Here is a 26,528-nt window from a genome sequence, read left to right as displayed (position 1 = left end):
ATCGGCTGTTTTTATTTTGTGCATCAGAGAGCATGATCTAAGGTTTATGTAAAATTTATACACAAATCGATAGTTTGTTGATATATTTGGAATGTTGTCAAATAAAAGGGAGGTTGTGCGGTTGAAACGTATTTCACTACAATCACTCATCATGATCCTGCTATTATTCTCGATCTCGGTACCGACAGCATTCGCAGAAAAGAAAGAGAAAGGTGATGCCAATCCGTACGGCTTGGAAATCCAAGCTTGGACAGCGAACGGCGTTACCGAAGTTACGGTCCATGCTTATGCAGTTGACCCAGCAGCAGCTCCCCCAAGCGGTATCCATTCGCTGGATCTGACGGCATACGATGCGTCGGACAAAAAGTTGTTCACGCAGAGCTATGATTCAACAGAGAAGCTGTCCATCTACGAAACGTTAAAGCTGCAGCTCGATAAGAAGGGCAGGCAGGTAAGCAAGGTTCATGTAGAAGCTTCGATACCGGTGCCGAGAGATACGAAAAAAAATCCAAAGACTTATACGCTCGAAGCTGCAGCTCCAGTCAAAGTTCGTCCAGATCTGACCGTCATTAACGCCGCTGCCCCGTCTGTTGTGAATGCAGACGAGCCGTTCACGGTTAAGGTGGAATTGAAGGAGTTAAGCGGTCAGTCCGGTGTAACAGGTCGAGTTGATCTGCTGAACGGCGATCAAGTGCTGGCAACCTATAATGAGATTACGGTAGGACCTGGGAAGACTGTACCTGCGGCATTCTCGGCACAGCTCCATGAGCCTGGCGATTATACGCTCGCGGTTCGTATTATAAAGACGGACATTGCGCAGTCTGATTTCTCCAATGATCTGACCTACGTGAAGGTGCATGTCGAGCCTTCCGTTAGCACGTTGCCAATTCCTATGTATAACTCCCAATACTTCTGTTCCGCTGCGTCCGAACATCATGTTGTGAAGCTTAGAGATGGCATTTTCGTTGAAGGCGAGGATGTTTATTCGCAAAGCGAAGCTTTTGTGTTCGATGCACGCGTTACTGGCGGAATCCTTCAAGGGGGCTCCATTGCAGTTGAACTTCATGGGCAAACAACAGGCAATACGTATTCCAAGAACTGGTCCAATTTGGTCTATGATGGAAGTCAAGGTCCAAACTATCGCTTGGATGATGCCAGTCAAGGGTTCATGCTCAATCTGTCGGATACGCCGGACGGAAACAGCTCGGTAGCTATTAATATTAACGCCGGAAGCCTGAATGGCAGCTACTTCTACGGTGGCGAATGGCATCCGCAAAGTTATGCATACGGAGAAATCGCAGTGGCAGAAACGAACGCTCTCGATTACAAGGTTACGATTACGAATAATGTTGGTCAAACCTATGTGAGCACGGGCACCATTAAGATCAATTACGCACCTCTCCAATCGGATAATTACGTCGATTGGGAGAATGAAAACATGCATATGTGGTCATCGAACACGAATTATCAGGGGCAATTATCAAATTATTAAGGACGGAAAAACAGCCGCTTTCTAATCTCGTATTAGAAGGCGGCTGTTTGTTTCATACTAGAAGGAAGGACGTGATGGATGGGTGGCAAGCGGCTTGATCATTGAAGTTAAGGCTTCTTATGCACTGAACTATTTGATTTATATCCAGAACGCAGTGATGAATAGGAGAGCAATCCCAGAGGAACGGAGCTTGAAATTTCCTTATCTCAATAGTGAAGACTGGCATCTGACCGATGACAATTTCGAGGTTGTCTTTGCAGAGGTTTGGGAAGAAATGTTGGCCAAAGTGTGTGCGAATCCGCAGATCGACCACAACGGTATTGTGGAAACAGAACGGCTTGCGTTAATGAAATTGTTCCGGCAAGGTTATGATGGGATACGAGGCTATGAAGAAAGCGGACAGTCGTTCCACGCTTGGTTCGGCGGATCCTTCGGACAATATGCCATCGAGAGGCTCATTGATAACAAGGCATTGAATGAATTATATGCACAATTAAGCCCGCATACGAAGCTTTCCAAGCTGTTGATTATGGTGATCTACGATGAGGCAATACTTACGAATGGGCTTCGGAAACAACAATCGAACATCTTAGTTGCGTCGTTCCATCAATTGAATCGCGCTTACGATCGAATAGCAGAACTTATTAAGCGCATAGAGAAAGAGGGCGAATAAGTAATAAGTATGTATCGTTCAGGTGACCCTTCCGCTAATATACCGATCGGCCGCTTGCACGAAGTGGAAGGACGGCAATTGCTGCTCCATCGCACAGGATCTGGGGGACCTGCAGTTGTTATCCTGCCTGGCGCCGGGTTCGTTGGACTAGATTACTGGAATTTACAAGAAGCACTCGCTCAACGTACAACTTGTGTGATTTACGATCGAGCAGGGACCGGATGGAGCAGTTCCGTTAGGCTTCCCCGCAGTGCAGAGGAAGTTGTCGTAGAATTAAGGCGGTTATTGCAAATTGCCGATATCCCAGCACCTTATCTGTTCGTTGGACACTCGATTGGGGCAATCTATGCGCGTCGATATGCGCAGCTGTATCCGGATGAGGTTGCAGGCTATATCTTATTGGATCCCGCTCATGAAGGGCTGCTTCATGCTCCGAAGGTACGCAAACGAGATAAGCCGCTGCAAATATGGAACACGCTTCGGGTGCTGCTGCAATATAAGCGGATCTATCGACCTTTATTCGAACAAGCTCTTTCAGAGTGGCCGAAACCAATCCGTGAGCAATTGATCGGCTGCCATCTTCGATCGCAATGGACAATGATACAGGAGGGACGTAACCTGTCGAGCACGCTCTATCAAGAGATGATACGTGACGGAAGCGTGCCGGATGTCCCTGTGATTGTCCTAACTGCCCTAGAAATCGATCCGATGCAGGCCGTAACTCTTCCTGATTCCTACTTGCAAGCTCTGAACGATTTCAAAAACCACTTGAATACGGTATTTGCTAAGTCCGTATCAAATGGCGAGAATCGCGCTATTAATAATGCTGGGCATAGCTGGATTCACATAAACCGACTTGATGCCGTCAGCCAGGCCGTCAGTGATCTGATGGATCAACTAAAGAGATGCCCGAAGTAAAAGAAGTCCACGGCAGCCGCGGGCTTCTTTTATATTCGAACTAGATCACGCAAGGCGTTGGCTCTAACGGCTGACTCGTTCCTGCTGGCTGACAATATGCGTAATAATGGAATGACATGACTGGCGAATGCCGGCAACGAAGCCGAAGGCGGGACCATGCGTGTGGCTGGCCAGCGTTCCGGCAAAATACAATCCAGGTATGCTGCATTCGAAATGCTCGCTTAGGAAGGGAAAGCCTTGGAAGGGTTGGGGTTCCCGGTGGATGGCGCTTAATAGTTCAGGCGCCAAGAAAGGCAGGAGATTCAATTGGATACGATAGCCGGTGGCGCTGATCACGTGATCAACCAACCGAGTCTCGCCATTGGAGAGTGTAAGATAAGCCTTGCCGTCATCTCGAGCTTCTGCTCGAGTAATCTCGACGCCGCCTGTCGCTTTTACCTTGCCGTCTACATAAGGCTTCAGGAATAACGCGACGCTGCCGCGCCTCGGCGTATTCCATCGCTCTTCTTTGACTTCAATAGGTTGGCGATAAAATTGTTCGGCCGATTCGATGAGACGCAGCCCAGAGGCTGTATTGTCTTCACCTGCGTAACGAACCTCTTCGCTGCGGAAGAGCAGCTCTGCATCGCTTCCGGCCAAGTGCAGCAGCGCAGCAGCTTCCCAGGCGCTTTGTCCGCTTCCGATGACGGCAACAGTAGAGCCCTTGAATCGATCGAACTCCGTTTGCCCGAAGGTATGCGTGAGCAAGGAAGGCGGTAGAGACCGGAGTTCCTTCGGTATGTAGCTGAAATGCTGCAAGCCTGTTGCTACAATAACGCGAGAGGCCATCAATCTTTTACCTGTTTCTGTAACAACGGTATATCCGGATGCGGAATGCGTAACTTCAGTCGCTAATTCCGGCGTAAAGTCCACGCCCGCTTTATTCGCGAACCAGAAGCCGTATTCAACGAATGCTGGACGGGGAAAAGGAGCTTCGAGCGGCGTGTTAGTCTCTTCGCCGAATCGTTCAATCGTCCACTTATCTTCGTTGTCCGAGAGACTGATGTACAGTGGATTGGTGCGGATGAACATATTCTGAGGCATCTGCTCTTTCCAGAAGTGCATCGGCCTGCCGAGCAGCGCATAGGACAGTCCAGCGGCCTTGGCATGCGCGGCAAGCGATATGCCGTAAGGACCCGCCCCGATAATAACGAGATCAACTATTGGAAATCCCTCCTTGGCAGCTCTATTAAGAATGTGAATATACCAAGAATTATAAGTGGTTTAGTAAGAATTACAAGCCTAATATTACTGATCGTCCTATTGAACAGGCTTCCAATTCAAACTTAAATAAAGCCGCATACTTGCGGCTTTGGCTTTATTGCATTTCTTAATATGCAGCACCGTATTTGTTCCGATATTCGGTTGGAGACATACCTGTTGCGAGGCGGAACGCCTTCGAGAAATAGTGAATGGACGAGAAGCCGTGCTTAGACGCCATATCGGTAATCGACAGGTTCGTGCACACCAGCTGTTCCGCAATCCGGTGAAACTGCAGCCGCTTCACATATTCATTAGGCGAGCATCCCGTGTTCGCCTTGAACAGGACGTGAAACCGGCTTTTCTTTAATCCCTGTTCGCTAGCCCAATCGTACAAATTCCGCTCGCACGATTCGTACGTTTCCTGTTCGATTCGATCCAGAATGCGAGAAATTCGCGGATCGCGGGCGCCATCCTTCAGAGCCGCCGCCACATATTGATGGAGGAACGTCTGGAAGGCACCATTATACTGAAGCCTGTCCCACGGATTCCGGTAACTGAGAATCTCCGGCGGCGGCGTCAGCGCGTTGAAGTACGACATCCAGAGTTGAATGTTAGGGCTGTGAATCACTTCGTTCAGCTCAATCGTCGGATGAGGGGAGATGAGTTCCTCGCGACAGGCTTCAATCGAGCAGAAATAGTCCCGTTGATATTGAAAAGCCGGTCGGTCTACATGCTGCCAATCGAAATAAACGCATCGTTGAACCATCGGCTCCTGTGCGTCCGCCATCCATCGATGCACCGAGCTTGCGGCAATATAGACGAGGGAACCAGGCTGCAGCTCGAAGCTCGTCCCGTTAAGTTCAAGCAGCCCTTTGCCAGATTCAATGAGAATAATGGCACTGGCATAACATTTGCGTACAGAGCATTGCTCATTAGGGGCGAACACATACTTTTGTGCAAAAAGAAGCAAAGGGTTAAAAGCCGAATAGCGCGTAACATAATCGACTCGAAAGCTATAAACTGGGATTCTCACACTGCTCGCCTCCGTCAACGAACCTTATCATACAACCTATTATATTGGAATAAAGGACAAATCAATATCATTTTGACCAAAGACACGCAGATCCGCCGCACCTATACTGTTGTTATAAAGTGAACAGCAGAATGGATCGGAGCTGAGCATAATGGACAAAACGACAACTAACACTAGCAGAAACAAACTGATTCTCAAGTATCCAACTTCGTGGTGGAACAACAAGTGGAGAGAAGGACTGCCGTCCGGCAACGGAAGAATCGGCGCATTGGTCTACGGTGCGGTTAAGGAAGAGACCGTCTTGCTCACTCATGAGGATCTCTGGCATTGGGGACGCAAGGCGGAGCTTCCCGATGTCAGCCATACGCTGTCGGAAACCCGCAAACTCATGGACGAAGAGAAATACCTCGAGGCGAGTTGGCATTTGACGAATGCATTGGAAGACAGAGGCTACGATACGGAGCTTGCTTCCCGATTCCCGTTAGCTGATCTCAAGCTGACGATGTCGTGCGAGCATGCGTTCAAGCAGTACCGGAGAAGTCTCGACATGGAGACAGGTGAAGTTGCAGTAACGTGGCGGGATGGCGAGAAGCAATACGAGCGGAAATTGTTTGTTTCCCGGGCAGACGATGCAATCGTCTATGAAATCAATGCCGATGGACAACCATTCAACGGAGCACTGCGCCTTGCGTTCCATCCGACCAACGACCCCCGCTTAGAAGAAGCATGCAAGCAGATGGAAGCAACGGTTCGAACGAAAGTCGAGGGAAGCTTTTGTTACTACGCAGCGCGTAATGACGACGGTACGGACTTCGGCGCGGTCCTGCGTGTCGTAACGAACGCAGGTGTAGTGGATTCGGACCAGATAGGAGCGATCGGGTTCCGCGGCGCTTCGCGCGTGCTCGCCATCGTCAAGCTGTTCGTGAAGGGTGAGCATGAATCCGCATGGGAGCGCCTGAAGGATGATTTGTCTGCCCTTCCAGCAGACTACCATCAACTCTTATCGTCGCATGCAGCCATTCATGGGGCTATGTTCCGCAGTGCAAGCCTAGATCTCGGGGAAAACGTTGAAACCAGAACGAATGAGGAGCTGCTGCTGAACGCCTATGACGGGGAAGCCCCGACCGAGTTGATTGGCAAAATGTGGGCGTACGGCCGCTATCTATTCATCTCCGGTACGCATGCAGAAGGCCAACCATTCGCACTGTATGGCCTGTGGGGCGGCGATTATCAGCTCACTTGGTGCCATAACATGGCCAATGAGAACGTGCAAATGATGTATTGGCACGCTCCGGCAGGCGGACTCATCGAACTGATGACAGCGCTCATCCGTTACTACGACAGCATGATGGATGATTTTCGCGAAAATGCAAGGAAGTTGTATGGCTGCAGAGGAATCTACATTCCTGCCGGCTCGACGCCTGGAATCGGCGTGCCGAATCAGGTTGTGCCGGTCATTATGAACTGGACAGGTGCGGCGGCATGGTTGGCACGTCACTATTATGAATACTATCTGTACACCGGCGATCAAGCGCTGCTGGTGGACAAGGTGCTGCCGTTCATGCGAGAAGCTGTCTTATTCTACGAGGATTTCATCGTGATGAATGATGATGGACAGATCAAGTTTTATCCCTCTGTATCGCCGGAGAACACACCAGAGAACTTCATGCCGACGGACGGCAAACCGCTCGCGCATCCGATGCCAACGACGATTAACGCAACAATGGATTGCGCCCTGCTGAAGGAGCTGCTTACGCATCTAATCGAAGGCAGCCGAGAGGCTGGCGTATACGGCGAGGACGTGGATAGATGGGCAGAGATGTTGACGCGCATTCCTGATTACCGGGTCAATTCGGACGGTGCAATCCGCGAGTGGATGGATGTACGATTCGATGATCGGTACAATCACCGCCACTTGTCTCATATTTATCCGATCTTCCCAGGGCAGGAATTCACTAGGGAAGAGCATCCGGAACGGTTCGAAGCTTTCGAGACGGCCGTCAATAAGCGGCTCATCGGCGCTCAGACTGGCTGGTCGCTCGGTCATATGGCCGCTATCTATGCGCGGTTAGGCGATGGGAATAAGGCGTTGGAGCAGCTCGATATTTTGTCCCGATCCTGTTTATTGAACAATTTCCTTACGCTGCACAACGATTGGCGGGACATGGGCGTCTGTCTGAACATGGAGGAGGCGCCGATTCAACTGGATGCCAATATGGGCTGGGTCAATGCGGTGCAGGAGATGCTTCTCTATGTGTCGCCGACGATGGTCAAGCTCCTGCCAGCGCTGCCGGACAGATGGAAGAGGGGAAGCGTAACGGACTTACGATTCTGCACCGGTAAGCTGTCATTCGCATGGAACACTGCGGAAGAGACCTTCCAAGCCGTGCTTGTCGCGGAACGAGATACGACAATAACGTTGAAGCTGCCAACGGCATTCGAGCATTACATTTTATCGGGTCAAAATGTAACCTATACGCCATCACCGCTCGGAGAGGGCTGTTACGATATTGTGATGAAGAAGAACGGGAAGTTGATTATTGCGAGGTAAGTATATAGAGGAGGCAGTCGATCGTTACGACCGACTGCCTCTCTAACGACACATTATAATCGTCATCCTCTCGGAGCCCGCAGCATGATGGAGACGCCAACCAAACAGATTGCAGCTCCTACCCAGTCGTACAGTCAGGAGCTATCTTATCTACGAGCCAACCCCATAACACCGACAATATGATAAACACGCACAACCAACGATGCTCCTCCTAACGATCTATCCAATGTTCGCACTATGACGTCTGAAGGAAGAGGATGTAGAATAAAAGAGTCAGCTGCTCTACTAAGCCCGAACATGATCCGCACGATTACAGCTGCAGGATATGCACGTCTTGCAGTTGCTGCCCTATATGGAACTCAAACTTACAGAAGAGTATTCAAAGGTGCTATCAATTCTAGGCTCACCTGATGTGTATCCTTATTTCGTCGATGTGATCGAGAAGAAGAGAGCCAATGGATTTCGTGGCTTTACGCTCTGGATAACACTACGAGTCCACCCAACTGTCGGTCCTCATATTTCTGTGGGAGAAGATCAATTCACTTATCAAATCTCGCCTGAAGGTGTACGGCTTTTCCACTATAGACATGAATTACTTAGAATCAGGGGAAGATAGGTCCATGATATTCCATCAGGAGGCGGACAGAGTATGGATCTTTCTTGGCACTTAATCTGGAAATGTGCGTTTCTTGTACTAATGGGAATCGCACTGCTGCGCCTGTCCGGTCGTTAATCAATTGCTCAATTGAATGTTGCAACTACCGTTATTATGATCTCCATTGTCGAGCTAATTGCTCAAGGAATTATTGAGAAAACCGAATGGCGGGCAATTGTCGCAGTCGCATTGTTTCTTGCCGTGTTGGTAGTTCTGGAGCTCGCCGAAATTCGCTTCTGGAATCTCTTCTGAACTAAATTCGCAATGGGGACACACCAGCAGCAGGTAATTAACGGAATCATGCAATTGTTGAAACTTTCTCAACCTGACAATCGTCTAATGGATATCGTACGGTTTTTGAAATCCCGCTATGCGACATCATTAGATTAATTTACAGCTGAAGGGGGGAGACAGTTATCAAAACAATTGTATATCGTTCGTTATTGTTTTCGTTGCTGCCTACAATGTGTATGATCCTCTTTGAACTTTTGTACAACGATAATCAAACCAGAAATGTAACGTTAGATATGGAAGCGAATGGAATGTCCGGCATCATACAATACTTCCCAAGGAATTATTATTTCTTTTCAGAAAACCTTGGGGTCAACATCGGGATTACTTTTATCGCTTCGTTCCTCATCATCCTCTGTGCGATCTCCATCTTAAGATACACAGGAGGCCAGCGTTCCTACCGCTAATTCCTTATAAGGGCTGTTGATCAATTGGTGATCAACAGCCTTTTTGCGTGCGTCTGAATAGTTGTTCGAACGAACGGGGAAGTTAAACATCGTTCCAGAACAACTACAAAGGAGTTGAACGACATTGAAAAAGATTGCTTATTCAATGTTTTTGGCAACAATGCTTATGATGAGCGCAGCTGCAGTCCCTACATTTGCTGAAAGTAACGACATTGAGGTTGCGGCAACGACGGCTACAGGCAACATGAACACCTATGGCACGAACAACACAGGCTACGGCAACAACTATGGGAATTCCGTCACCGGATACGGTACGAATAACGGCCTGAACGCGAACAACTATCGTGCGAATGCTGCGGACGACAATGATTTTGATTGGGGCTGGTTAGGTCTGCTTGGTTTAGCGGGTCTGTTTGGCCTAAGAAGCCGCGATCGCGAGCGTACTTAATCGCGTTGAATTATTTTTAGGTATACAATTAAGCTGACTTACAGCGCAAACCAGTCTCCGATTACGATCGGCGGCTGGTTTTTATTTTGTTGAATTGATTACTAGCACTGTGAAATGACTATGAATTAATAGTAATTTATTACCAATATTTCAGTGTTATACAACGAAAATTGCAAAATCATGAGACTAAACAACAGGTAATTCGTATTGCAAGTGGAATAGCTATTATACACATTTACTATTTGACATTGTTATACCCGAATCGTACGCACACCATGTATAAAATCACATCCAATCCAATTGAAAGCAGGAAATTATTATGGGCAGCATCAGAATCGTCACGGACTCAACAGTGGATCTATCAGAAGCAGAACTGCAAGAATACGGGATTGAAGTCGTTCCCTTATCCATCACCATCGGCGATGAACATTATTTGGATCGGGTAGATATTACGCCAACGGAATTCATTGCGAGGATGAAAGCATCAACCACGCTGCCGAAGACATCTCAGCCATCGGTAGGCTCGTTCCTGGAGATGTATGATCGTCTTGGAGCAGACGGTAGTGAAGTCCTCTCCATTCATATGACTGGCGGGATGAGCGGTACGGTTGGCTCCGCTGCAATGGCGGCAGAGATGACGGAAACGAAGGTCACAGTCATTGATTCAAGATACATTACGAAAGCGCTCGCGTTCCAAGTTATCGAAGCCGCGAAGATGGCGCAGGAAGGCAAGTCGGTCGAGGAGATTATGGCGAGACTAGATGTCATCCGCGAGCATACTCGGCTGTTCGTAGTTGTAGATACGCTTGATAACTTGGTCAAAGGCGGGCGTATTGGCAAAGGAGCCGCTTGGATCGGCTCATTGCTTAAGATCAAAATCATCGCCTCGTTGGAAGGAGGCGTATATAATCCCGTCGCGAAAGTGAGAAGCCGCGCCCAAATCGTATCTCACTTGGCGAAGCAATTCGCGGAGGACGTGAAGGGCAAAGCGATCCGTTCAGTAGGTCTTGTCCACGCCGAAGGCGATGAACTTGCTGCGAAACTGAAGGAAGCCATTGCTGAACTGACTGGATTTGATCGAATCAAGATCGAAGACACGACGCCGATCATCAGCACCCATACCGGAGTTGGAGCGATTGGATTTATGTATTATTGTGAGTGATCAGCGATTATACTATTGTCCAGGGACTATAAGCGAACTTGAGACGAGGGTATAAGCAATGACTCCTTATTCGAACTACTTGACTTTTAATCGAGAGCAATGGGCGGCACTGCGCAATAAAACCCCTCTATTGCTGCTAGAAGAGGAACTCGAAACGATCAAAGGATTAAATGATAAACTGTCACTCGAGGAAGTCGAGCGCATTTATTTGCCTTTGATTCGTCTTATTAAGATGAGAGTACAGGCCTCTGCGCAGTTGCAGGGAGCAACCGATGCCTTCCTCGATTATCAATCCGATAAGAAACCTTTCATTATCGGACTTGCGGGAAGTGTCGCTGCGGGGAAGAGCACGACGGCCAGAGTCCTTCAAACGCTGTTATCGCGTGGAGAAGGTCATCCGAAGGTGGAGGTTGTTACGACGGATGGCTTCTTGTTCGACAAGAAAACGTTGGAACAGCGTCAATTAATGAACAGGAAGGGATTTCCTGAAAGCTATGATTCCAGGAAGCTTATCGACTTCATGCGCCAGGTTAAAGCTGGCGTGAGCAGCGTGGAGGCGCCGATCTACTCGCATATTACATATGACATCATTCCCGATCAAGTCGATGTTATTTCACAGCCGGATATTGTAATCGTCGAGGGCATTAACGTACTTCAAGTCGATAAATCCCGCCACGTATTTGTCAGTGATTTCTTCGACTTCTCCATCTTCCTCGATGCGGAGGAGCAGGATTTGAAACACTGGTATATTGAGCGATTCTTATTGCTTCAACGTACAGCATTTCAGAATCCCTTATCTTACTTTCATCGTTACATCACGTTATCACAAGAAGAAGCGATACAGAAGGCTTCTGAGATTTGGGATACGATTAATGCTGTCAACTTAAAGGAGAACATTCTTCCTACAAGGCGGCGTGCGAATATCATTCTCAAGAAAGGTGAAACTCACCGCATCGAGAAGGTTCTGTATAAGAAGTTTTAAGTGAATTGATACATGGAAGAAGAAGCCTCGAACAACTTGCGGCTTCTTTCTTTTTTGCTAAATAATCGATATCTCAGGCAGGAAATGCAAGGGACCACAAGAATATACCATATTGTTACAAATCAAAATAAAGCATACAGGAGTATGATGATACTTGAGGAGTTGGCGTATTGCTTACTGAAAACAAACAAAGCGTAACCGCACTCGTTAAAAGAAGAGGTTTTCGGGACTTTCTAGCCTTATGTCTTAAGTATAAGTATTGGTACATAGCTGTTATCTTGTTGCAAATAGCCGCTACTGGAGCTTCATTAATGCTTGCGGAGTCGAGCAGACGTCTATTCGACGGCGGACAGACCTTGTCTCGACAGGATTTGTATTCGATTATCGCAGCGATTATCGGGTTTGTCGCGATCGGGCTAATTTGTACGACGCTTGCTCGTATTTGCAATCAGATTATCAACACGAATGTCGTGTTCACGATGCGTCAGATCGTTCTATCTAAGCTGATCGATTTGTCATTAAGCGAGCATGAGTCGCGTCATAGCTCACGATCGCAAAACCTGCTGTTTAACGAGCTTGAAGTTTTCAAACATTTTATCGTTTTCGATATCCTCAAATTAATCGCACTGCCCATCTCTTTCGCTGCAGTCGGTTTGTATCTGCTGAACGTTCACCCGCTTCTCGGCGTGATCGCGATACTCGTTGGTCCGATGCAGCTCCTTAGCAATCTGGTCGTTAAGAAATCTTACAAGAGTCTAGTAGCCAAACAGCAGAAGAACGGGGAAGAAGTGTTCTTCCATCTGGGCGAGACGCTCGCTGGTATGCGCGAAATTAAGATGAATCAATTGGAGAATACCGTTATCGATCGTTTTCGCGATGTGTGCGTTCGAGGAATCAAGCTTTGGGTGGACATTGAGAAAATGGAAGCGGTTCGCGATCTTGTGCGAGTCATTCCGGAAAGACTTAGTTATTTGCTAGGCATCGGGATCGGTGCCATTCTCATGGTGAATGGACAGATCGGACCAGGCGCGCTTGTCGCGTTTATTACGCTGCTTGATCGGGTAAGCCAGCCCTTCAATGATATGACGTGGATCATCAACTCTTTGCAAAGAGTGTCGGCCGGAGCGGAAAGCCTGCTGGATACGATGGAGATGAACACGGAGGACAAGGGAGGGAACAATACGATTCAAACGACCCCGCCAACGATCGAATTCGACAAAGTGTCGTTCGCCTATGCAGAAGGGCAGCCGGTTCTGAACGATCTCAGCTTCCGCATTGCAGCGGGGCAATCAATGGCATTGGTCGGTCCAAGCGGCGGGGGCAAGAGTACGATCATTAAACTGCTATACCGTGTGTATTCGCCGCAAGGAGGAACGATTCGAATTAATGGTATTCCAATCGAAGACTATTCACTCGAATCACTTCGTGGTTGTCTAGCCGCTGTGACACAGGATATCTATTTGTTCGATGGCACGATACGGGACAATATTGCAGTGGGTCACCAGGAAGCGGACGAACAGGACATACGAGTGGCGGCGGAGTTATCGCAGTCCATTGAATTCATTGATCAATTGCCTGATCGATTCCATACCCGAGTAGGGGAGCGGGGGATCAAGCTGTCCCAAGGCCAGAAGCAGCGGATCGGTATTGCTCGCGCCATCCTGCGCAATGCCTCAATCCTTATCCTTGACGAACCGACCTCCGCGTTGGATGTAGAGACCGAATCGCTGTTCCAACAGCATCTCGCGGATTGGTCGGGCGACAGCACGAAAATCATCATTGCTCATCGACTGTCGACGATCCGCAACGTTGATGTAGTCGTCTTCCTGGAGAAAGGACAAGTAGTGGAAGCGGGAAGCCCGGGAGATCTGATTCGCAGCGGCGGACGATTTATGGATTACTGGCGTAAACAGCAAATTACCGAATTTGAAACCATCGCTTAGGAACTTCAGAATGTCAACCTTTCATCGCTCCGTGTAACCGAAGAGCATAAGGATCTAAATCCGCAGCATATTAAATATCAAGAAGCCCTGATTCCTCACAGGAATCAGGGTTTTCGATTTACTTCGCAGCCTCATCGCTAAAGTATCCGTTAAGCAGCTTCAATAAAATTTGCTCGTTATCCGTATTCACCGAACAGAATCTGCTGACCAACAGCTCCGCTCCGGCCCCTTCAGTTGGGCAGAAGAATACATTATGACTGGTCGTACATTGGGACAGCAGACAGACTCTTTTCAACTCGCCGGCCTTTAATTTCACATCGATCACGCAGCTGCTTGGCTCACCTAGTTCGACTTTAATGGTTGTATCTACGTCTGTCTTCATATTGACAGCAAAGCCTGTATACTTCTTGCATATTCCTCGGGGGAATACCTGGGCAGCGTGTATGACCGCCTTATCTGTCCCGACTGATCGTCATAAGTGCTCGTCATTACTTACCCTCGCTTCCAATCCGTTTGTGTTAGCTGATGTAAATAGCAGCTTCTATACAACCCCTCAATCAACTGGCCGTGCACCGATACATCAACACCGAGATAAGTATATATCTCAACTTAAACATTATGTATGACCTTGCCATATTCCTCTTCGCTTAAGCTTAAAGAAGTGACTGATTCGACTATTAAATAAAACAACGGTCACCTTGGACTTTATTGCTCCGTCTAAGATAGCCGCTGTTTCTATATTCATGCCATTCGCTAGGGTGGAGATGAAGTTTAACGCTGTTTATTATCATCTTGCACCCATCGAATAATCATTAGCTCAGAAACGATGCCCATAGCGGATGCATGAGTAAATGATTGTTTCGGAACTTCTAGCACAACTGCTACGCTGATGGTGTTCGAAGCATACAGCAAGCTTAGAATCGAACGATCCGTAGAAAGGAGGCATAAACGAACGGTTATTTTGAAAGCGATTCCAAAGTCGTCGCAACTATTTTATAACGGAGGGATTTAATTGAACAAGCGTGTTACCAAATTAGCGAGTTACGTCGTATTTGTTGCTCTAGCATTATCGTTAATCACTAGTGGCTGGGGGAGTAAGACGGCCCATGCTGCCGCACCAACGATTACTAATAGCGGGGGCTGGAACGAGACGGCCTATGTAGAATGGTCGCCGGTCAGTAATGCGCAAGGATACAATGTGTATGTGAAAGCTGCCAGCGCATCCGATTCGCAATACCAACAAATCGATACGCAATTGATTCGCAAATATGCGTCCTATTGGAGAGCGGATGCAGTAGGGCTCGCAGCTGGCAGTTATGTATTGAAAGTGGAAGCAATCCAGTCGAATGGCACAAAGGAAAGTGCGGTCACTAATGCGTTAACCGTAAAGGCACATGACCGTTCTGGATTCGCTTTCGCATCCAACTCTACATTCGGGACAGGCTCGGGCGCTTATAATGATAACGGAACCTTAAAGTCGGGTGCTCAAGTCATCTACGTAACCCCCCAGACTGCACAAACCGTAACGCTTGACGTGAAAATCAGCAGCACCGGCGGTAAGCAAACAGCTGTTGGAATCGGCGAAATACTGACACTGAGACAGAAGGGGTACGATACAACACCACTCGCGATCCGCTTTATCGGCAAAGTGACCGCAGCTAACATGAGTGGACAACTGAACAGCGGCGGTTTTCTTCAAGTGAAGGGCAAATCCGATTATGCACCAATGAATATGACATTAGAGGGTATCGGCAATGACGCCTATGCGTATGGTTGGGGAATCCTGCTTCGGTATGTGGGGAATGTAGAAGTAAGAAACTTGGGTATCGCACTGTTCCCGGACGACGGGATTTCACTGGATACGGGCAATGCCAATGTGTGGCTGCACAATAATGATCTCTTCTATGGATCCGCAGGCAGCGATGCTGATCAGGTCAAAGGGGATGGATCGACGGATTTGAAGAAAGGCTCGACCTTCATCACGATCTCCTACAACCACTATTGGGATTCGGGCAAAGCATCGCTTGTTGGTCTGAGTGAGACAGCGGACTTCTTCGTCACGTTCCATCACAACTGGTTCGACCACTCGGACTCTCGTCATCCGCGTATTCGTACGGGATCCGTTCATATTTACAACAACTTCTTCGACGGCAACGCCAAATACGGCGTGGGCGCAACAACCGGAAGTTCCGCCTTTGTAGAATCCAATTACTTCCGCCATGTCAAATATCCTATGTTGAGCTCCTTACAGGGAACGGACGCATTAGGGGAAGGTACCTTCTCGGGAGAGAATGGCGGCATGATCAAAGCGTACAATAACTTGATCGTGAATGCGGAGAGCGTGATTTATGCCAACTCCAGTGCAGGCACAACCGCAGCCAATGCAACCTCGTTCGATGCTTACTTAGCTTCATCAAGAACGCAATCCGTTCCTAGTTCTACTCACGCATTGGCGGGCGGAACGGCTTACAACAACTTTGATACGTTGAAGAATACAGGTGTCAATGCTGCGAACATCGATGCGGTGAGCAATGTCGAGCAAGTGGTCAGTGCCGCAGCGGGCCGCCTTAATAAAGGCGACTTCACTTGGGAATTCAACGATTCCGTCGACGACGCATCCGATACGATCAATACGGCGCTCATGTCCAAAATAACGAGCTACGCGACAAGTCTTGTTTCGGTAGGCGGAAACTCATCAACGCCTACCGCACCAACGGATCCTACAGATCCAACTACACCGACAGACCCAACGCCTACTTCCGTGGTTCACAATTTTACAACGAGCGGAACGACCAGCAGCTTCTTTCATATTCAAGGCAACCTCTCCACAACGAAAGGCACGGTTGTCTATAGCGGATTGACCCTTACCCAATGTTTGAAGATCGAGAGTTCAACCAGCATCGGATTCACGACGACTGCCGCGAAAACGTTAACCTTGGTGTTCAACTCAGCTAATGGTACCAAAATCAAAATCGATGGAACCGATTATGCCATGACCAACGGCATCGTAACCGTATCTCTTGCGTCCGGCACTCATTCGATTACGAAGACGGATACGACCAACCTCTATTACATGAAGCTGGAATAGTCAATTCATAATTACATGTTGGATCAAGTTCTTGTCAATCTTAATGACAGGAACCTGATCCTTTTTTCGATCCTTACATACTCCGTGCCATACGATTGCTAATGGGTATGAACAGCAGAAAGACAGCAGGCGGAAACAAACTATAATACCAGGGATCCCACCATACATGTACATGCAGCACGCCAACTGCGATTAATCCCTTCGTTAGAACGAAAATGAATACACTGATAACGAGACACTTCATCCATACGCGCCAAATCTGAAGTTTCATCATCACGACAATGATGCAGGCCATGACCAAATAGTACACGGAGGAGAAGGCGGTTGTACTTTGCGAAGAATCGCGAAACCAGTCCAGGTCATAACTCCGATTCATGAACAGCATGATTGGCAGGATGTGGAGCGTACCGAGTACGGGTCCGGCGCAAAGAAATAGAAACAGCGCATGGAGCTTCCCAGTAACCGGACGGCGAAGACGAGCGTATAACAGCGGAGCTAATGGAAGATAGAACATCAAGCCAACTACGGTATACTCGATTCTCCACCAGAACAACGTGTATATCTCAAGCTTCACGAACAACCATTCTATGCAGCCGATCACGATAATCAAGGCCGCAATTCGCTTCCACCCCCATTGAAACACTGCAATCATAACTGCCGCAGTAGGGATGACGAGCAAATTCGAAGTTAATGCACCCATATTGCTGTCGTAAAAAGCGCTATTCTTGAGTATGCCCGGATGGTACATATAGCTGCTGCCCCAAATATAGATGACGGTTTCAATCAAATAGGCCGCTTCGGTCATCATCAGAAACAAGAAAACGACGCGGATGTTCTTCGCACGAACCATCGTGAACGTTAACAACAGAAGGCTGATCAGACTCAGTCCCAAATACCAATAGGCGCTGCTAGGCATCGAAACTCCCTCCCCGTATAGCGTTTATCAACAACATGAATGTGTTTTGATGAGAACGCTTGGATGGATTTGGTTTCCCTTATGATGCCCAATGAAACCTTATGATATCGACTGTTCTGTAAATTATCTTCTGAGTTCTGTATGGAAAATGATCATCATCGTTAAGGCGGTATGAAAAAACCGAATTCGCTTACCATAAAGACAAATGCGAACTGCCTAAGGAGGGGAATCGCTTTTGTCCAATTCATCTGGATTGTTAACACCGCCAGCACGCGATACGAAGGTGTTCGTGCCGGAGCTCGTCTATTTTGAACCAGATGCACTGAACTATCCGAAAGGAGAGCGGATCCATGATTGGGCCACGAAGCAAGGACTTCCCATTCGCATAACCAGCTCTCATAACCGAATAACCAATCTGCCGGGGGAGAGTGATCTTGAGAAATACCGAATCGCCAAGCGCACGTTGGTCGTAGGCCTTCGTAAGACGTTAAAATTCGACCAGTCCAAGCCTTCGGCCGAATATGCCATACCGATTGCCACTGGTTGTATGGGACACTGCCATTATTGTTATCTTCAGACCACACTCGGCGCTAAGCCCTATATCCGAGTTTACGTAAACACAGGAGATATTCTAGACCAGGCGAGAAAATATATCGAGGAACGTGCGCCGGAGATTACCCGCTTCGAGGCAGCCTGCACCTCGGATCCGGTAGGTCTTGAGCATATATCAGGCTCGCTCAAGGAATATATCGAGTTTATGGGGCAGCAACCGCTGGGACGGCTTCGTTTTGTGACCAAATACCATCACGTTGAGCCGCTGCTGGATGCCAAACATAACAAGCACACGCGATTTCGTTTCAGCGTCAACGCGGACTATGTAATCAAGAACTTCGAGCCGGGGACGTCGAACTTCTACGAACGAATTACCGCAGCCGGCAAAGTCGCGCATGCAGGATATCCGCTTGGGTTTATCATTGCCCCGATCATCTGGCATGAAGGCTGGGAGGAAGGTTATGCCGATCTTCTGAGTCGAATCAAGCAGGCACTTCCACCTGAAGCATGCTCGGATCTAACGTTCGAGCTCATTCAACACCGTTTCACGAAGACAGCCAAAACCATTATCGAACAACGTTATCCGAAGTCTAAGCTGGAGATGGACGAAGAGAAACGCAAGTATAAATGGGGACGTTGGGGCCAAGGGAAATACGTCTATCCGGATGATCAGGCCAATGCACTTAAACATTTCATTTACTCTCAGATCCATGATCATTTTCCGGAAGCAAAGATTGAGTATTTTACATGAGTGGAATCGGAAGAAAGTAATGAAGGCTGCCGATGTCGGCAGCCTTCTTCCTATCAATGTCGACTACGTGAATAGGAAGAGGGGCTATAGGGTTCTGCCCAACAAGGCTCCCACTTGTTTCGCGATTACGCGAGGCGGATAAGGCATTCCATTCTTGATCCACCATTCAATGACGCCTACATAAGCAGTCCCCGCATATTGCAGCATCACCTCTTCTACCAGATCCGTATTTCTGCCGCTTTCTCGGTCAATTTCACCCTTGAATCCTTCCATGAAAGAAGCAAGAAGCCGCTTGCTGAAGGAACAGCGGAGCCAATGTCCATTAACGCATTTCCACTGATCCTTCAGGCGTTCGTTTGCAGGATCTACGATCGGCGGCATCCGCGAAACGCAGGAGATGCTGGACTTCTGTGCCGAACACAACATTGTGCCTGAGATCGAGGTCATTTCCGCTAATCAGATCGATGAGGCTTGGGAGCGCGTATTAGCTTCAGATGTCCGTTATCGGTTCGTAATCGACATCAGTACGTTGGAGCTTTAACAGCTTGTTACTTACCTTAGGATAGATTGGTTGCGGCAGCCGGATAAAGGCTGCCGTTATTGTTGTTTCGGCTGTATGACCGGAACTTAACCCACGACGGTGTTCCTTCTCTAACCGCAGCATAAGATAAGTCAAGAGGTGAGTGCCATGAAGCCGAAATCAATGAGGCTAAAGACAACTAACCAAATCATTTGGGAAAATCGACTTGAACGGCGGCTGCAGCAGCAGGATTTTGAGAAGAGGATGCTTGAGTTAATTGATCAGTTACCTGAGAGCGACACTAGAGAAGAGTATAAATCCTATCACCTGGATAACCTGAGCAAATGCCAGCAGGATATTACATGGCTACAGACAGAACTGAAGAAAATAGCAAGTCGTTCATAATAAAAAACGTTAGATGATGTAACGATCACTTATATCGACACCTTCCATTTGGGATGGTGTCCTTTTTGTCTTGCATTGGCAAGCAAACATTTTCATAGATTCCTAGTGATATGACTCAATCGTTTTCATCCCAACTGTATACGCTAGTAAAGATAGAGAAAAAGTTTTCATAGAGAATAGGAGGATGGAGAACGATGAAGATTATCGTAAACGAGAGAGAGCTCAAAGAATACTTTGACGGGTTAGCCCGTCTCCTAAAGCCGAACACTTCACAGGATCCGTCAACGGAACCGTTGAACGGATCAACCCTTATAGCAGAACTGCGTCAGACGATTCGAGAAGAATTGTCTTCGTCTGGCCATGAGGCGGACAGAGATATCAATTCCAATACCCTGATCAAGCTCAAGCAAGTTGTTGAACCGTATACAGGGAAGCAAGCCGAGCTATCAACCCCAGCGGGTACAGTCGAAGGAACCATCATGAAGGTAGGCAGCGATTATTTGGTCATGCGCGAGCATGGGGGAACGAAGGTTGTGGTGCCGCTTGAACAGCTGGTCGCCTTTCAACTAACAGGAAAGCAGGTCGAACGATGATAGAAGAATTGCAATCGCTCGTGAATCGGGAGGTTCAGGTCGCGAGCCTGCTAGAAACAATCTGCGGAACGCTCGTGTCGGTGGAAGGTGCTGCGGTAACGATTCGTACATCGGAGATTTTCGGCTATGAGAGTGGCAGTTATGCGATTATTCAACTCCGCTATATTTCTTATATTCGGCTGCTTTAAACATTACGGACATTAAAGGAGGAGAGGCAGGTGTCGTTTCAACGTGTACCGGGGCTGGTCAGCATGATCACCACGGTCTACAACAAGCTTCCTTATCTTGAGGATTGCTTGACAAGCTTGCTCAATCAGACCTATACGAGCTGGGAGCTCATAATAATTGATGACACATCCACAGACGGGTCTTATGAATATGTGCAGAATTGGATTAACGAGAACGAGCCGTTGTTGCGGGAAGGGACAAGCATCCATGCGCTGCAGCTTCCGAGAAATACCGGCTACGCTGGTGCTATAACGACTGGCATGTATCTAGCCAAAGGTGAGTTTATCGCCATCCAGGATGCCGATGATCTGTCCCATCCGGATCGACTTACGAAGCAAGTTCAATACTTGAACCACCATCCGCATATCGATCTGCTTGGCACGAATTACGAGGTGTTCGAAGACGGACATCCGGAACGTAAGACGCCAGTGCATTGGCTCAAATATGGCGATCAGATCGGTACGATCTATGCCCGAGGGGGACACTGCATTTGCCATGGAACGGCGATGTTCCGCGGGACCGTATTCGATCGAATCGGCGGACATACAAGACGTATCGAAGGCGCAGAGGATTATGAGTTCATAGCGAAGGTGATTAAGCCTGGCGCCAGGAACGTAGACAATTTGCGGGAGGTGCTGTATTACTACCGCAAGCATATGAAGCAGCGTTCGCGCAGCTATTTTGGCAAAACACAGAAAGGTCATGACAATAATGCCTAAGCGGATTCGACTCCTAATGGTGATGGACAGCTTGTCTCTAGGCGGAACAGAAACCTATGTGCTTAGCCTTGTGAAGGCTTTCCCATCCCTCGGCGTTATGCCTATCTATGCAGGAGGAACCGGGGTTATGTACGAATCGTTTGTTCGAGCAGGCTGTCCGATTCTTCGCGTCGATCTCACAGCGGAGAAGCTGATGGATCCTGCGAATCAGGAGCATGCGGAGCGTACGCTTACGCAAATCATGCGAAGCAGGAAGATCGATCTGGTGCATATTCACCAGACGCCATCAGGCATGTATGCGGCAGAGGCTGCGAGGAAGCTGGGGATTCCCGTTGTATTCACTGTACACGGCGCTTATTATGCGACGGAGCAGCTGCAACAGTTGAAGGAGGCTGGATGTGTCTTCGTATCCGTTAGTCCTCCCGTACAAGCCTATCTGGATCGACAAAGCATTCCGTCGCACTTAATCGCCAACGGCATTGATTTTGAACAATATCGCTCTGCAAAATCATCCGATGAATTACGAACGAATCTTCGCATTTCGGACGGTGAGAAGGTGATCGTGTATGCGTCCCGCCTCGCTTGGGACAAGGCTGCCGTATGCGCGATGCTCATACGAGCGGCACGCATGATCCGTTTCTCCGAAACGCTTCCCATCCATGTCATTATCGTGGGCTCGGGCAACCAGGCAGCTGCGATTGCTGAGCTGACGGAGTCTGTGAACCAAGAATCCAACACACCATTCATCCATATGGTCGGCAGCCAAATGCAAATGCGCGATTATTACAACCTAGGCGATCTAGTCGTCGGAACCGGCCGAGTGGCGCTGGAAGCAATGGCGTGCGGCAAGCCTGTGCTAGCCATTGGCAATCACGGATACTTTGGTCTCGTTGACCAGCCTGTTTATGAAGAGGCTTGGCGTTACTATTTTGGCGATCACGACTCGAAGGATCGTCCCTCTGAGCAGCTAATCTGCGACACGATCAGCCAGTTGCTCTCATCCAATGAAAGTCTGGTGGAGCTTGGACGGCGGGGGCAGGCATGGGCGAAGGGTAATTTTCATATTCGTGACAAAGCGGTTCAGATGAAGCAACTGTACGAATCCTTGCTGCAGAGGACTTGATAGGAATGGAGTGATCGTAAAGAATGCGAAAGGTTTTATATTTGGGGTGGATAGGGTTCAACAATCTCGGAGACGAGTGGATGTGGCAGATGTTCAAGGCCCTGTCGGAAGCTCATCTGAAGGACGATGAACATCAAGTCATCCCTTCACTGCCACATGTGGAATGGAAGAACGTTAGCCAATACGATACGATCGTATTAGGCGGGGGATCGCTCATCATCCCGGGTTATGTCGACCTGGTTTATGAAGCGTTGGAGCTTAGGAGGACCATCATCGTCTGGGGCAGCGGCCATGACCGACTGCATCAATGGGCACCTTCACCAGACGGGCAGCTGATGCCCGAGCCAGCTAATGAAAGCGCGGATTATCGCATGAAATTGAAAGCTGTGATGGACAACAGCGCCTATTGCGGTGTACGTGGGCCGTGGACGAGAGCTTATGTCGAATCGCTAGGCGCCTTGCCGCAGCATCTGACGATCAGCGGCGATTCTGCAATGCTGATGAATGCGTTGAATCCGATACCCGCGCAGCAGGTTGAAGCTATCCAAGATCAGCAACGGACAATCGGCATCAATTGGGGCACTTCTTACAATCGAATTTATGGCGGCAACGAAGAACAAGTGGAGGATGCGCTGGCAGAGACGGGCCGCTCCTTGCTTAAGCTCGGGTACAAGCTGCACCTATATTCGGTCTGGGGGCCAGACAAGGAGGCTCTGACAAGGCTGTACCATAAGCTCGGCCTCAATGAGAATGTGACGTTCGACCCTAAGGTATATGCAGCAGCGGAATATGTCCAGATGCTGTCTGGCTTCGAAGCGACGATTAACTTAAAGCTGCACGCCAGCTTGTTATCAGCTGCGGCGAACGTGCCATTCGTCTGTATCGGTTATCGATTCAAGAGCTTCGATCTCATGCATGGACTAGATTTGTCCGATTGGATTATCAGCTCCGATGATCCTCAATCGGCCAATAAGCTATTGGAGAAAGTCCAAGCTGCAGCGACTTGTCGGGAAAGTTATATCAGCAAGCTGGAGCAAGGACGTGAAACTGCTTATCAATCGCTCGTCACGCCATTTCGCGAACGACTGTTCTAATGCCACAGAAGAAGAGATTGCCCTGTGCGGGGCAATCTCTTTTTTCGATGCACAAGCCATGTTGATGCACGTCAATGTTCATTTTGCTCAAGCTATTGGTATAATGAGGATGGTTCATGAATAAACAGCCACAGGAGGCACACCAATGATTGATCAAACGACCTACGCCATACATACTTACGACGACGGTTACCCTCTAATCGAACTGTCCGAGTCTGCAACGCAATCTCGTGTTATCGTGTGTCCGGAACGCGGAGCGATCGTCATCCAATGCGAATTGAACGGACAAGAGCTGCTCTATCTGGATCGTGAAACATTCTTGAATCCGCAAGCGAACATTCGCGGAGGGGTTCCCGTATTATTCCCGATCTGCGGTCAACTTGTTGGCGGTCAGTATGAATGGAAGGGCCGTACCTATGCGATGAAAAATCATGGCGTCGCACGCGTGAAGCCTTGGCAGGTCGTAGAGTCAGGCACGGATAACGGTGCTTATGTCACGCTGGCTCTACGAAGCGATGAAGAGACGTTGGCTTCGTTCCCATTCGCGTTCGAGCTGCGGTTCACCTATCGGCTTAAGAACGGCAAGCTCGCGATCGAGCAGCAATATGCCAATCTGTCCGAAGAGCAGATGCCGATGGTTGCAGGCTTCCATCCATACTTCGCTGCGGACAGCAAGAACTTGTCGTATACATCGGATGCAACGCAGCTGCTCGACTACAATGACAATCTTACGAAACCATTCAACGGTACGTTCGACTTGAACGGACTCGTCGAATCTGTTGCATTGTTAGATGCCAAACAACGGGAAATCGCCTTTCCATTGAACGTTGGCGGCGGCCGCGTGCAGCTGAGCTACAGCGAGGAGTTCCGTTACGTTGTTTTGTGGTCGGTAGAAGGCAAGCCGTTCGTGTGCGTTGAACCTTGGACAGCGCTTAACGAAGCGCTTAACGATAACAAGGGCTTGCTGCTCGTAGAACCGGGACAAGCGCTTCAGCTTCAGATGACGATCGGCTACGATAAATAATGGGTTAGGGGAGGATTAACCATGGATCTAGGACTTCGAGGCAAACGCGCTATCATCACAGGCGGCAGTAAAGGAATCGGCTTCGCGACGGCGATGCTTCTTGCATCCGAGGGCGCTCAGGTCGCTATCGTCGCTAGGAATGAGGGATCGCTTAAGGAAGCGGCAAAACAGATTGCTGCTAAGACAGGTACAGAACCGTTCATCGTCGCGGCTGACGTATCTCTTGAAGCGGATGTGCAGCGCGCTGTATCGGCCGTTGCGGAACGTTTCGGCGGAATCGACATCATCGTGAACAACGCAGGCACTTCGGCTGCCAAGCCGTTCGAAACCGTGGACGCATCCGCCTGGTCAGCCGATCTGGATCTTAAACTATTCGGCGCCGTTCATATGAGCCGTTCAGCGCTGCCATATTTGCGCGAGGGCGGAGGGGCAATCGTCAATGTCACAGCCGTCGGCGGCAAAACGCCTTCAGGCTCGTCGCTGCCGACTTCAGTCAGTCGTGCAGCAGGACTGGCATTGACCAAGGCCATGAGCAAGGATCTGGCTTCGGATCGCATTCGCGTCAACGCCGTGTGCATCGGACTCATTCGAAGCGATCAGATCGAACGGATGTGGCAAGCGACAGCACCGCAATTATCATGGGATGAATTCGCCGCCCATCCTCGTCACGACATCCCGCTAGGACGTATCGGTCGTGCTGAAGAAGCGGCGAACGTCATTGCATTCCTTGCGTCGGATGCAGCATCCTATGTAACCGGCACGGCAGTTAATATTGATGGCGGCAAGGCTGCCGTGCTATAACAGGCAAACCCACTATTGCGGGAGGATGATAAGAAGATGAAGAAGAATGAGATCCTAGAGTTGCTGGCTGCATCCGGCCTAGAGGCATATACAGACCGATTCGACTCCTTGATCTTCCCGTCCTATGAGATTCAATTGAACCCGGAGGAGGACGCGGACATTCCTGCCGGAGCAAGCAAAATTGGAGGCAAACCTGATCTTCATGCGGATGTCGAGTGGCCGCAATGGGAAGGGCACAACATGTCCTTCGCCGCTCAGATCAACCTTGCCGACTTAACTGACAACACATTGCTGCCATCCGAAGGCGTGTTGTCCTTCTTCTATACGGTGGAAGGGCTGGAGAATCCAGATTTCTATGAGGATCCTAATACCTGCCGCGTCATCTATACACCAATCGAGCATCTCCCGGAGTTTGCCCGCAGACCTCTGCCTGAACTGACAGAGGAGGCTGTCTTCCGTCCGAATCTCGCTGCATTCACACCGACCCTCTGTGTACCTGCATCGGAATCGGCCTATCTGGAGAGCATGGGTCTAGGGTGGAATGGAAACCGTGAACACTTCGACCTGTATTGGGGAGTGTTTCTCGAGGCATATCGCGAGCGTTTACAGCCGAAAGATACAATCCATCGCTTACTTGGTCACCCGGACCAAATCCAAGGAGATATGCAAGTGGCATGCGAGGTGATGACAACGGACGTTACCTATGACATGCTCCAGGACGCAGAAGTCAATGCCCGTACGGTGAAGTCTGCTCTTCAATGGCGGCTGCTTCTTCAGATCGATTCAGATGAAGATCGCACAGGCATCATGTTCGGAGACGTCGGACGTATTTACTTCTGGATCCGGGAGGAGGACCTTGCAGCACAAAGCTTCGATCGCGTTGTATGCGAAATGCAGTGCTTTTAACTTCCTAAGGA

General features: G+C 48.9%; 24 protein-coding genes and 3 pseudogenes. 21 read left to right on the top strand and 6 right to left on the bottom strand.

Going from position 1 to position 26,528, the window contains the following annotated elements; all coding sequences use genetic code 11:
- The first annotated feature begins 121 nt into the window (after positions 1–121).
- From SBI19_RS19035 to SBI19_RS19025, 3 genes are all read left to right on the top strand, one after another.
- Positions 122–1,492, top strand: coding sequence for a hypothetical protein (locus SBI19_RS19035; protein ID WP_317971062.1), 1,371 nt, complete (start codon positions 122–124; stop codon positions 1,490–1,492).
- Between the two features lie 82 nt (positions 1,493–1,574).
- Positions 1,575–2,165 carry a hypothetical protein gene (locus SBI19_RS19030; protein WP_317971060.1) on the top strand — a complete coding sequence of 197 codons (591 nt, stop codon included), beginning with the start codon at positions 1,575–1,577 and terminating at the stop codon, positions 2,163–2,165.
- A 9-nt stretch (positions 2,166–2,174) separates the two neighbouring features.
- A complete protein-coding gene (locus SBI19_RS19025) occupies positions 2,175–3,083 on the top strand; it encodes an alpha/beta fold hydrolase (RefSeq protein WP_317971058.1) in 909 nt (302 codons plus the stop codon).
- Between the two features lie 63 nt (positions 3,084–3,146).
- Here SBI19_RS19025 and SBI19_RS19020 read toward each other — a convergent pair whose 3' ends face one another.
- Together SBI19_RS19020 and SBI19_RS19015 are read right to left on the bottom strand one after the other, a co-directional pair.
- A complete protein-coding gene (locus SBI19_RS19020) occupies positions 3,147–4,268 on the bottom strand; it encodes an NAD(P)-binding domain-containing protein (protein ID WP_317971118.1) in 1,122 nt (373 codons plus the stop codon).
- Positions 4,269–4,452: 184 nt separating this feature from the next.
- The gene (locus SBI19_RS19015; RefSeq protein WP_317971056.1) at positions 4,453–5,358 is read right to left on the bottom strand and encodes a helix-turn-helix domain-containing protein; all 906 of its coding nucleotides are present in this window, start codon (positions 5,356–5,358) and stop codon (positions 4,453–4,455) included.
- 151 nt (positions 5,359–5,509) lie between these two features.
- On the opposite strand from SBI19_RS19015, the gene SBI19_RS19010 reads away from it, so the two are divergent.
- Positions 5,510–7,909: a glycosyl hydrolase family 95 catalytic domain-containing protein gene (locus SBI19_RS19010; protein ID WP_317971054.1), complete on the top strand. Its 2,400-nt coding sequence runs from the start codon at positions 5,510–5,512 to the stop codon at positions 7,907–7,909.
- Positions 7,910–7,971: 62 nt separating this feature from the next.
- Here the strand turns inward: SBI19_RS19010 and SBI19_RS19005 are convergent.
- A pseudogene (locus SBI19_RS19005) lies at positions 7,972–8,099 on the bottom strand (YnfA family protein); the annotation flags it as partial.
- A 135-nt stretch (positions 8,100–8,234) separates the two neighbouring features.
- Between SBI19_RS19005 and SBI19_RS19000 the strand changes: the two are divergent.
- From SBI19_RS19000 to SBI19_RS18980, 5 genes are all read left to right on the top strand, one after another.
- The gene (locus SBI19_RS19000; RefSeq protein WP_317971052.1) at positions 8,235–8,525 is read left to right on the top strand and encodes a DUF3888 domain-containing protein; all 291 of its coding nucleotides are present in this window, start codon (positions 8,235–8,237) and stop codon (positions 8,523–8,525) included.
- A gap of 882 nt (positions 8,526–9,407) precedes the next feature.
- Positions 9,408–9,710, top strand: a complete 303-nt coding sequence (locus tag SBI19_RS18995; RefSeq protein WP_317971050.1) for a WGxxGxxG family protein — start codon at positions 9,408–9,410, stop codon at positions 9,708–9,710.
- Positions 9,711–10,029: 319 nt separating this feature from the next.
- The gene (locus SBI19_RS18990; RefSeq protein WP_317971048.1) at positions 10,030–10,872 is read left to right on the top strand and encodes a DegV family protein; all 843 of its coding nucleotides are present in this window, start codon (positions 10,030–10,032) and stop codon (positions 10,870–10,872) included.
- 58 nt (positions 10,873–10,930) lie between these two features.
- Positions 10,931–11,854, top strand: a complete 924-nt coding sequence (coaA, locus tag SBI19_RS18985; RefSeq protein WP_317971046.1) for a type I pantothenate kinase — start codon at positions 10,931–10,933, stop codon at positions 11,852–11,854.
- 170 nt (positions 11,855–12,024) lie between these two features.
- Positions 12,025–13,797: an ABC transporter ATP-binding protein gene (locus SBI19_RS18980; RefSeq protein WP_317971044.1), complete on the top strand. Its 1,773-nt coding sequence runs from the start codon at positions 12,025–12,027 to the stop codon at positions 13,795–13,797.
- 118 nt (positions 13,798–13,915) lie between these two features.
- On the opposite strand, the gene SBI19_RS18975 is transcribed toward SBI19_RS18980, so the two are convergent.
- Positions 13,916–14,179, bottom strand: coding sequence for a hypothetical protein (locus tag SBI19_RS18975; protein ID WP_317971042.1), 264 nt, complete (start codon positions 14,177–14,179; stop codon positions 13,916–13,918).
- A 630-nt stretch (positions 14,180–14,809) separates the two neighbouring features.
- Here SBI19_RS18975 and SBI19_RS18970 point away from each other — a divergent pair.
- Positions 14,810–16,885, top strand: a complete 2,076-nt coding sequence (locus tag SBI19_RS18970) for a pectate lyase family protein (protein WP_317971040.1) — start codon at positions 14,810–14,812, stop codon at positions 16,883–16,885.
- Between the two features lie 73 nt (positions 16,886–16,958).
- Here SBI19_RS18970 and SBI19_RS18965 read toward each other — a convergent pair whose 3' ends face one another.
- The gene (locus SBI19_RS18965) at positions 16,959–17,801 is read right to left on the bottom strand and encodes a hypothetical protein (RefSeq protein WP_317971038.1); all 843 of its coding nucleotides are present in this window, start codon (positions 17,799–17,801) and stop codon (positions 16,959–16,961) included.
- Positions 17,802–18,036: 235 nt separating this feature from the next.
- On the opposite strand from SBI19_RS18965, the gene splB reads away from it, so the two are divergent.
- Positions 18,037–19,104, top strand: a complete 1,068-nt coding sequence (splB, locus tag SBI19_RS18960) for a spore photoproduct lyase (protein ID WP_317971036.1) — start codon at positions 18,037–18,039, stop codon at positions 19,102–19,104.
- Positions 19,105–19,188: 84 nt separating this feature from the next.
- Here splB and SBI19_RS18955 read toward each other — a convergent pair.
- Positions 19,189–19,407: pseudogene (locus SBI19_RS18955) on the bottom strand (TetR-like C-terminal domain-containing protein); the annotation flags it as partial.
- Positions 19,408–19,440: 33 nt separating this feature from the next.
- On the opposite strand from SBI19_RS18955, the pseudogene SBI19_RS29520 reads away from it, so the two are divergent.
- From SBI19_RS29520 to SBI19_RS18905, 10 genes and pseudogenes are all read left to right on the top strand, one after another.
- Positions 19,441–19,645: pseudogene (locus SBI19_RS29520) on the top strand (alcohol dehydrogenase); the annotation flags it as partial.
- A 147-nt stretch (positions 19,646–19,792) separates the two neighbouring features.
- A complete protein-coding gene (locus SBI19_RS18945; protein ID WP_317971034.1) occupies positions 19,793–20,029 on the top strand; it encodes a hypothetical protein in 237 nt (78 codons plus the stop codon).
- A 194-nt stretch (positions 20,030–20,223) separates the two neighbouring features.
- Complete coding sequence (locus SBI19_RS18940) at positions 20,224–20,622, top strand: hypothetical protein (protein ID WP_317971032.1); 399 nt, start codon at positions 20,224–20,226, stop codon at positions 20,620–20,622.
- Complete coding sequence (locus SBI19_RS18935; RefSeq protein WP_317971030.1) at positions 20,619–20,810, top strand: hypothetical protein; 192 nt, start codon at positions 20,619–20,621, stop codon at positions 20,808–20,810. Before SBI19_RS18940 ends, SBI19_RS18935 begins: the two co-directional genes overlap by 4 nt.
- Positions 20,811–20,840: 30 nt before the next feature.
- Positions 20,841–21,569, top strand: a complete 729-nt coding sequence (locus SBI19_RS18930) for a glycosyltransferase family 2 protein (RefSeq protein ID WP_317971028.1) — start codon at positions 20,841–20,843, stop codon at positions 21,567–21,569.
- On the top strand, positions 21,553–22,692 hold the full coding sequence (locus SBI19_RS18925) for a glycosyltransferase (protein WP_317971026.1): 1,140 nt from the start codon (positions 21,553–21,555) through the stop codon (positions 22,690–22,692). Before SBI19_RS18930 ends, SBI19_RS18925 begins: the two co-directional genes overlap by 17 nt.
- 23 nt (positions 22,693–22,715) lie before the next feature.
- On the top strand, positions 22,716–23,786 hold the full coding sequence (locus tag SBI19_RS18920) for a polysaccharide pyruvyl transferase family protein (protein WP_317971024.1): 1,071 nt from the start codon (positions 22,716–22,718) through the stop codon (positions 23,784–23,786).
- A gap of 145 nt (positions 23,787–23,931) precedes the next feature.
- Entirely contained in the window at positions 23,932–24,810 is an 879-nt protein-coding gene (locus tag SBI19_RS18915; RefSeq protein ID WP_317971022.1) for an aldose epimerase family protein, read from the top strand.
- 21 nt (positions 24,811–24,831) lie between these two features.
- Complete coding sequence (locus tag SBI19_RS18910) at positions 24,832–25,611, top strand: SDR family NAD(P)-dependent oxidoreductase (protein ID WP_317971020.1); 780 nt, start codon at positions 24,832–24,834, stop codon at positions 25,609–25,611.
- Between the two features lie 36 nt (positions 25,612–25,647).
- On the top strand, positions 25,648–26,517 hold the full coding sequence (locus tag SBI19_RS18905) for a YwqG family protein (RefSeq protein ID WP_317971018.1): 870 nt from the start codon (positions 25,648–25,650) through the stop codon (positions 26,515–26,517).
- Positions 26,518–26,528 lie beyond the last annotated feature (11 nt).

This window comes from Paenibacillus sp. CCS19 (genome assembly GCF_033239625.1).
GTDB lineage: Bacteria > Bacillota > Bacilli > Paenibacillales > Paenibacillaceae > Paenibacillus_T.
The sequence above is the reverse complement of the archived record's forward strand: the minus strand, read 5'-3'. Positions and strand labels throughout refer to the sequence as shown.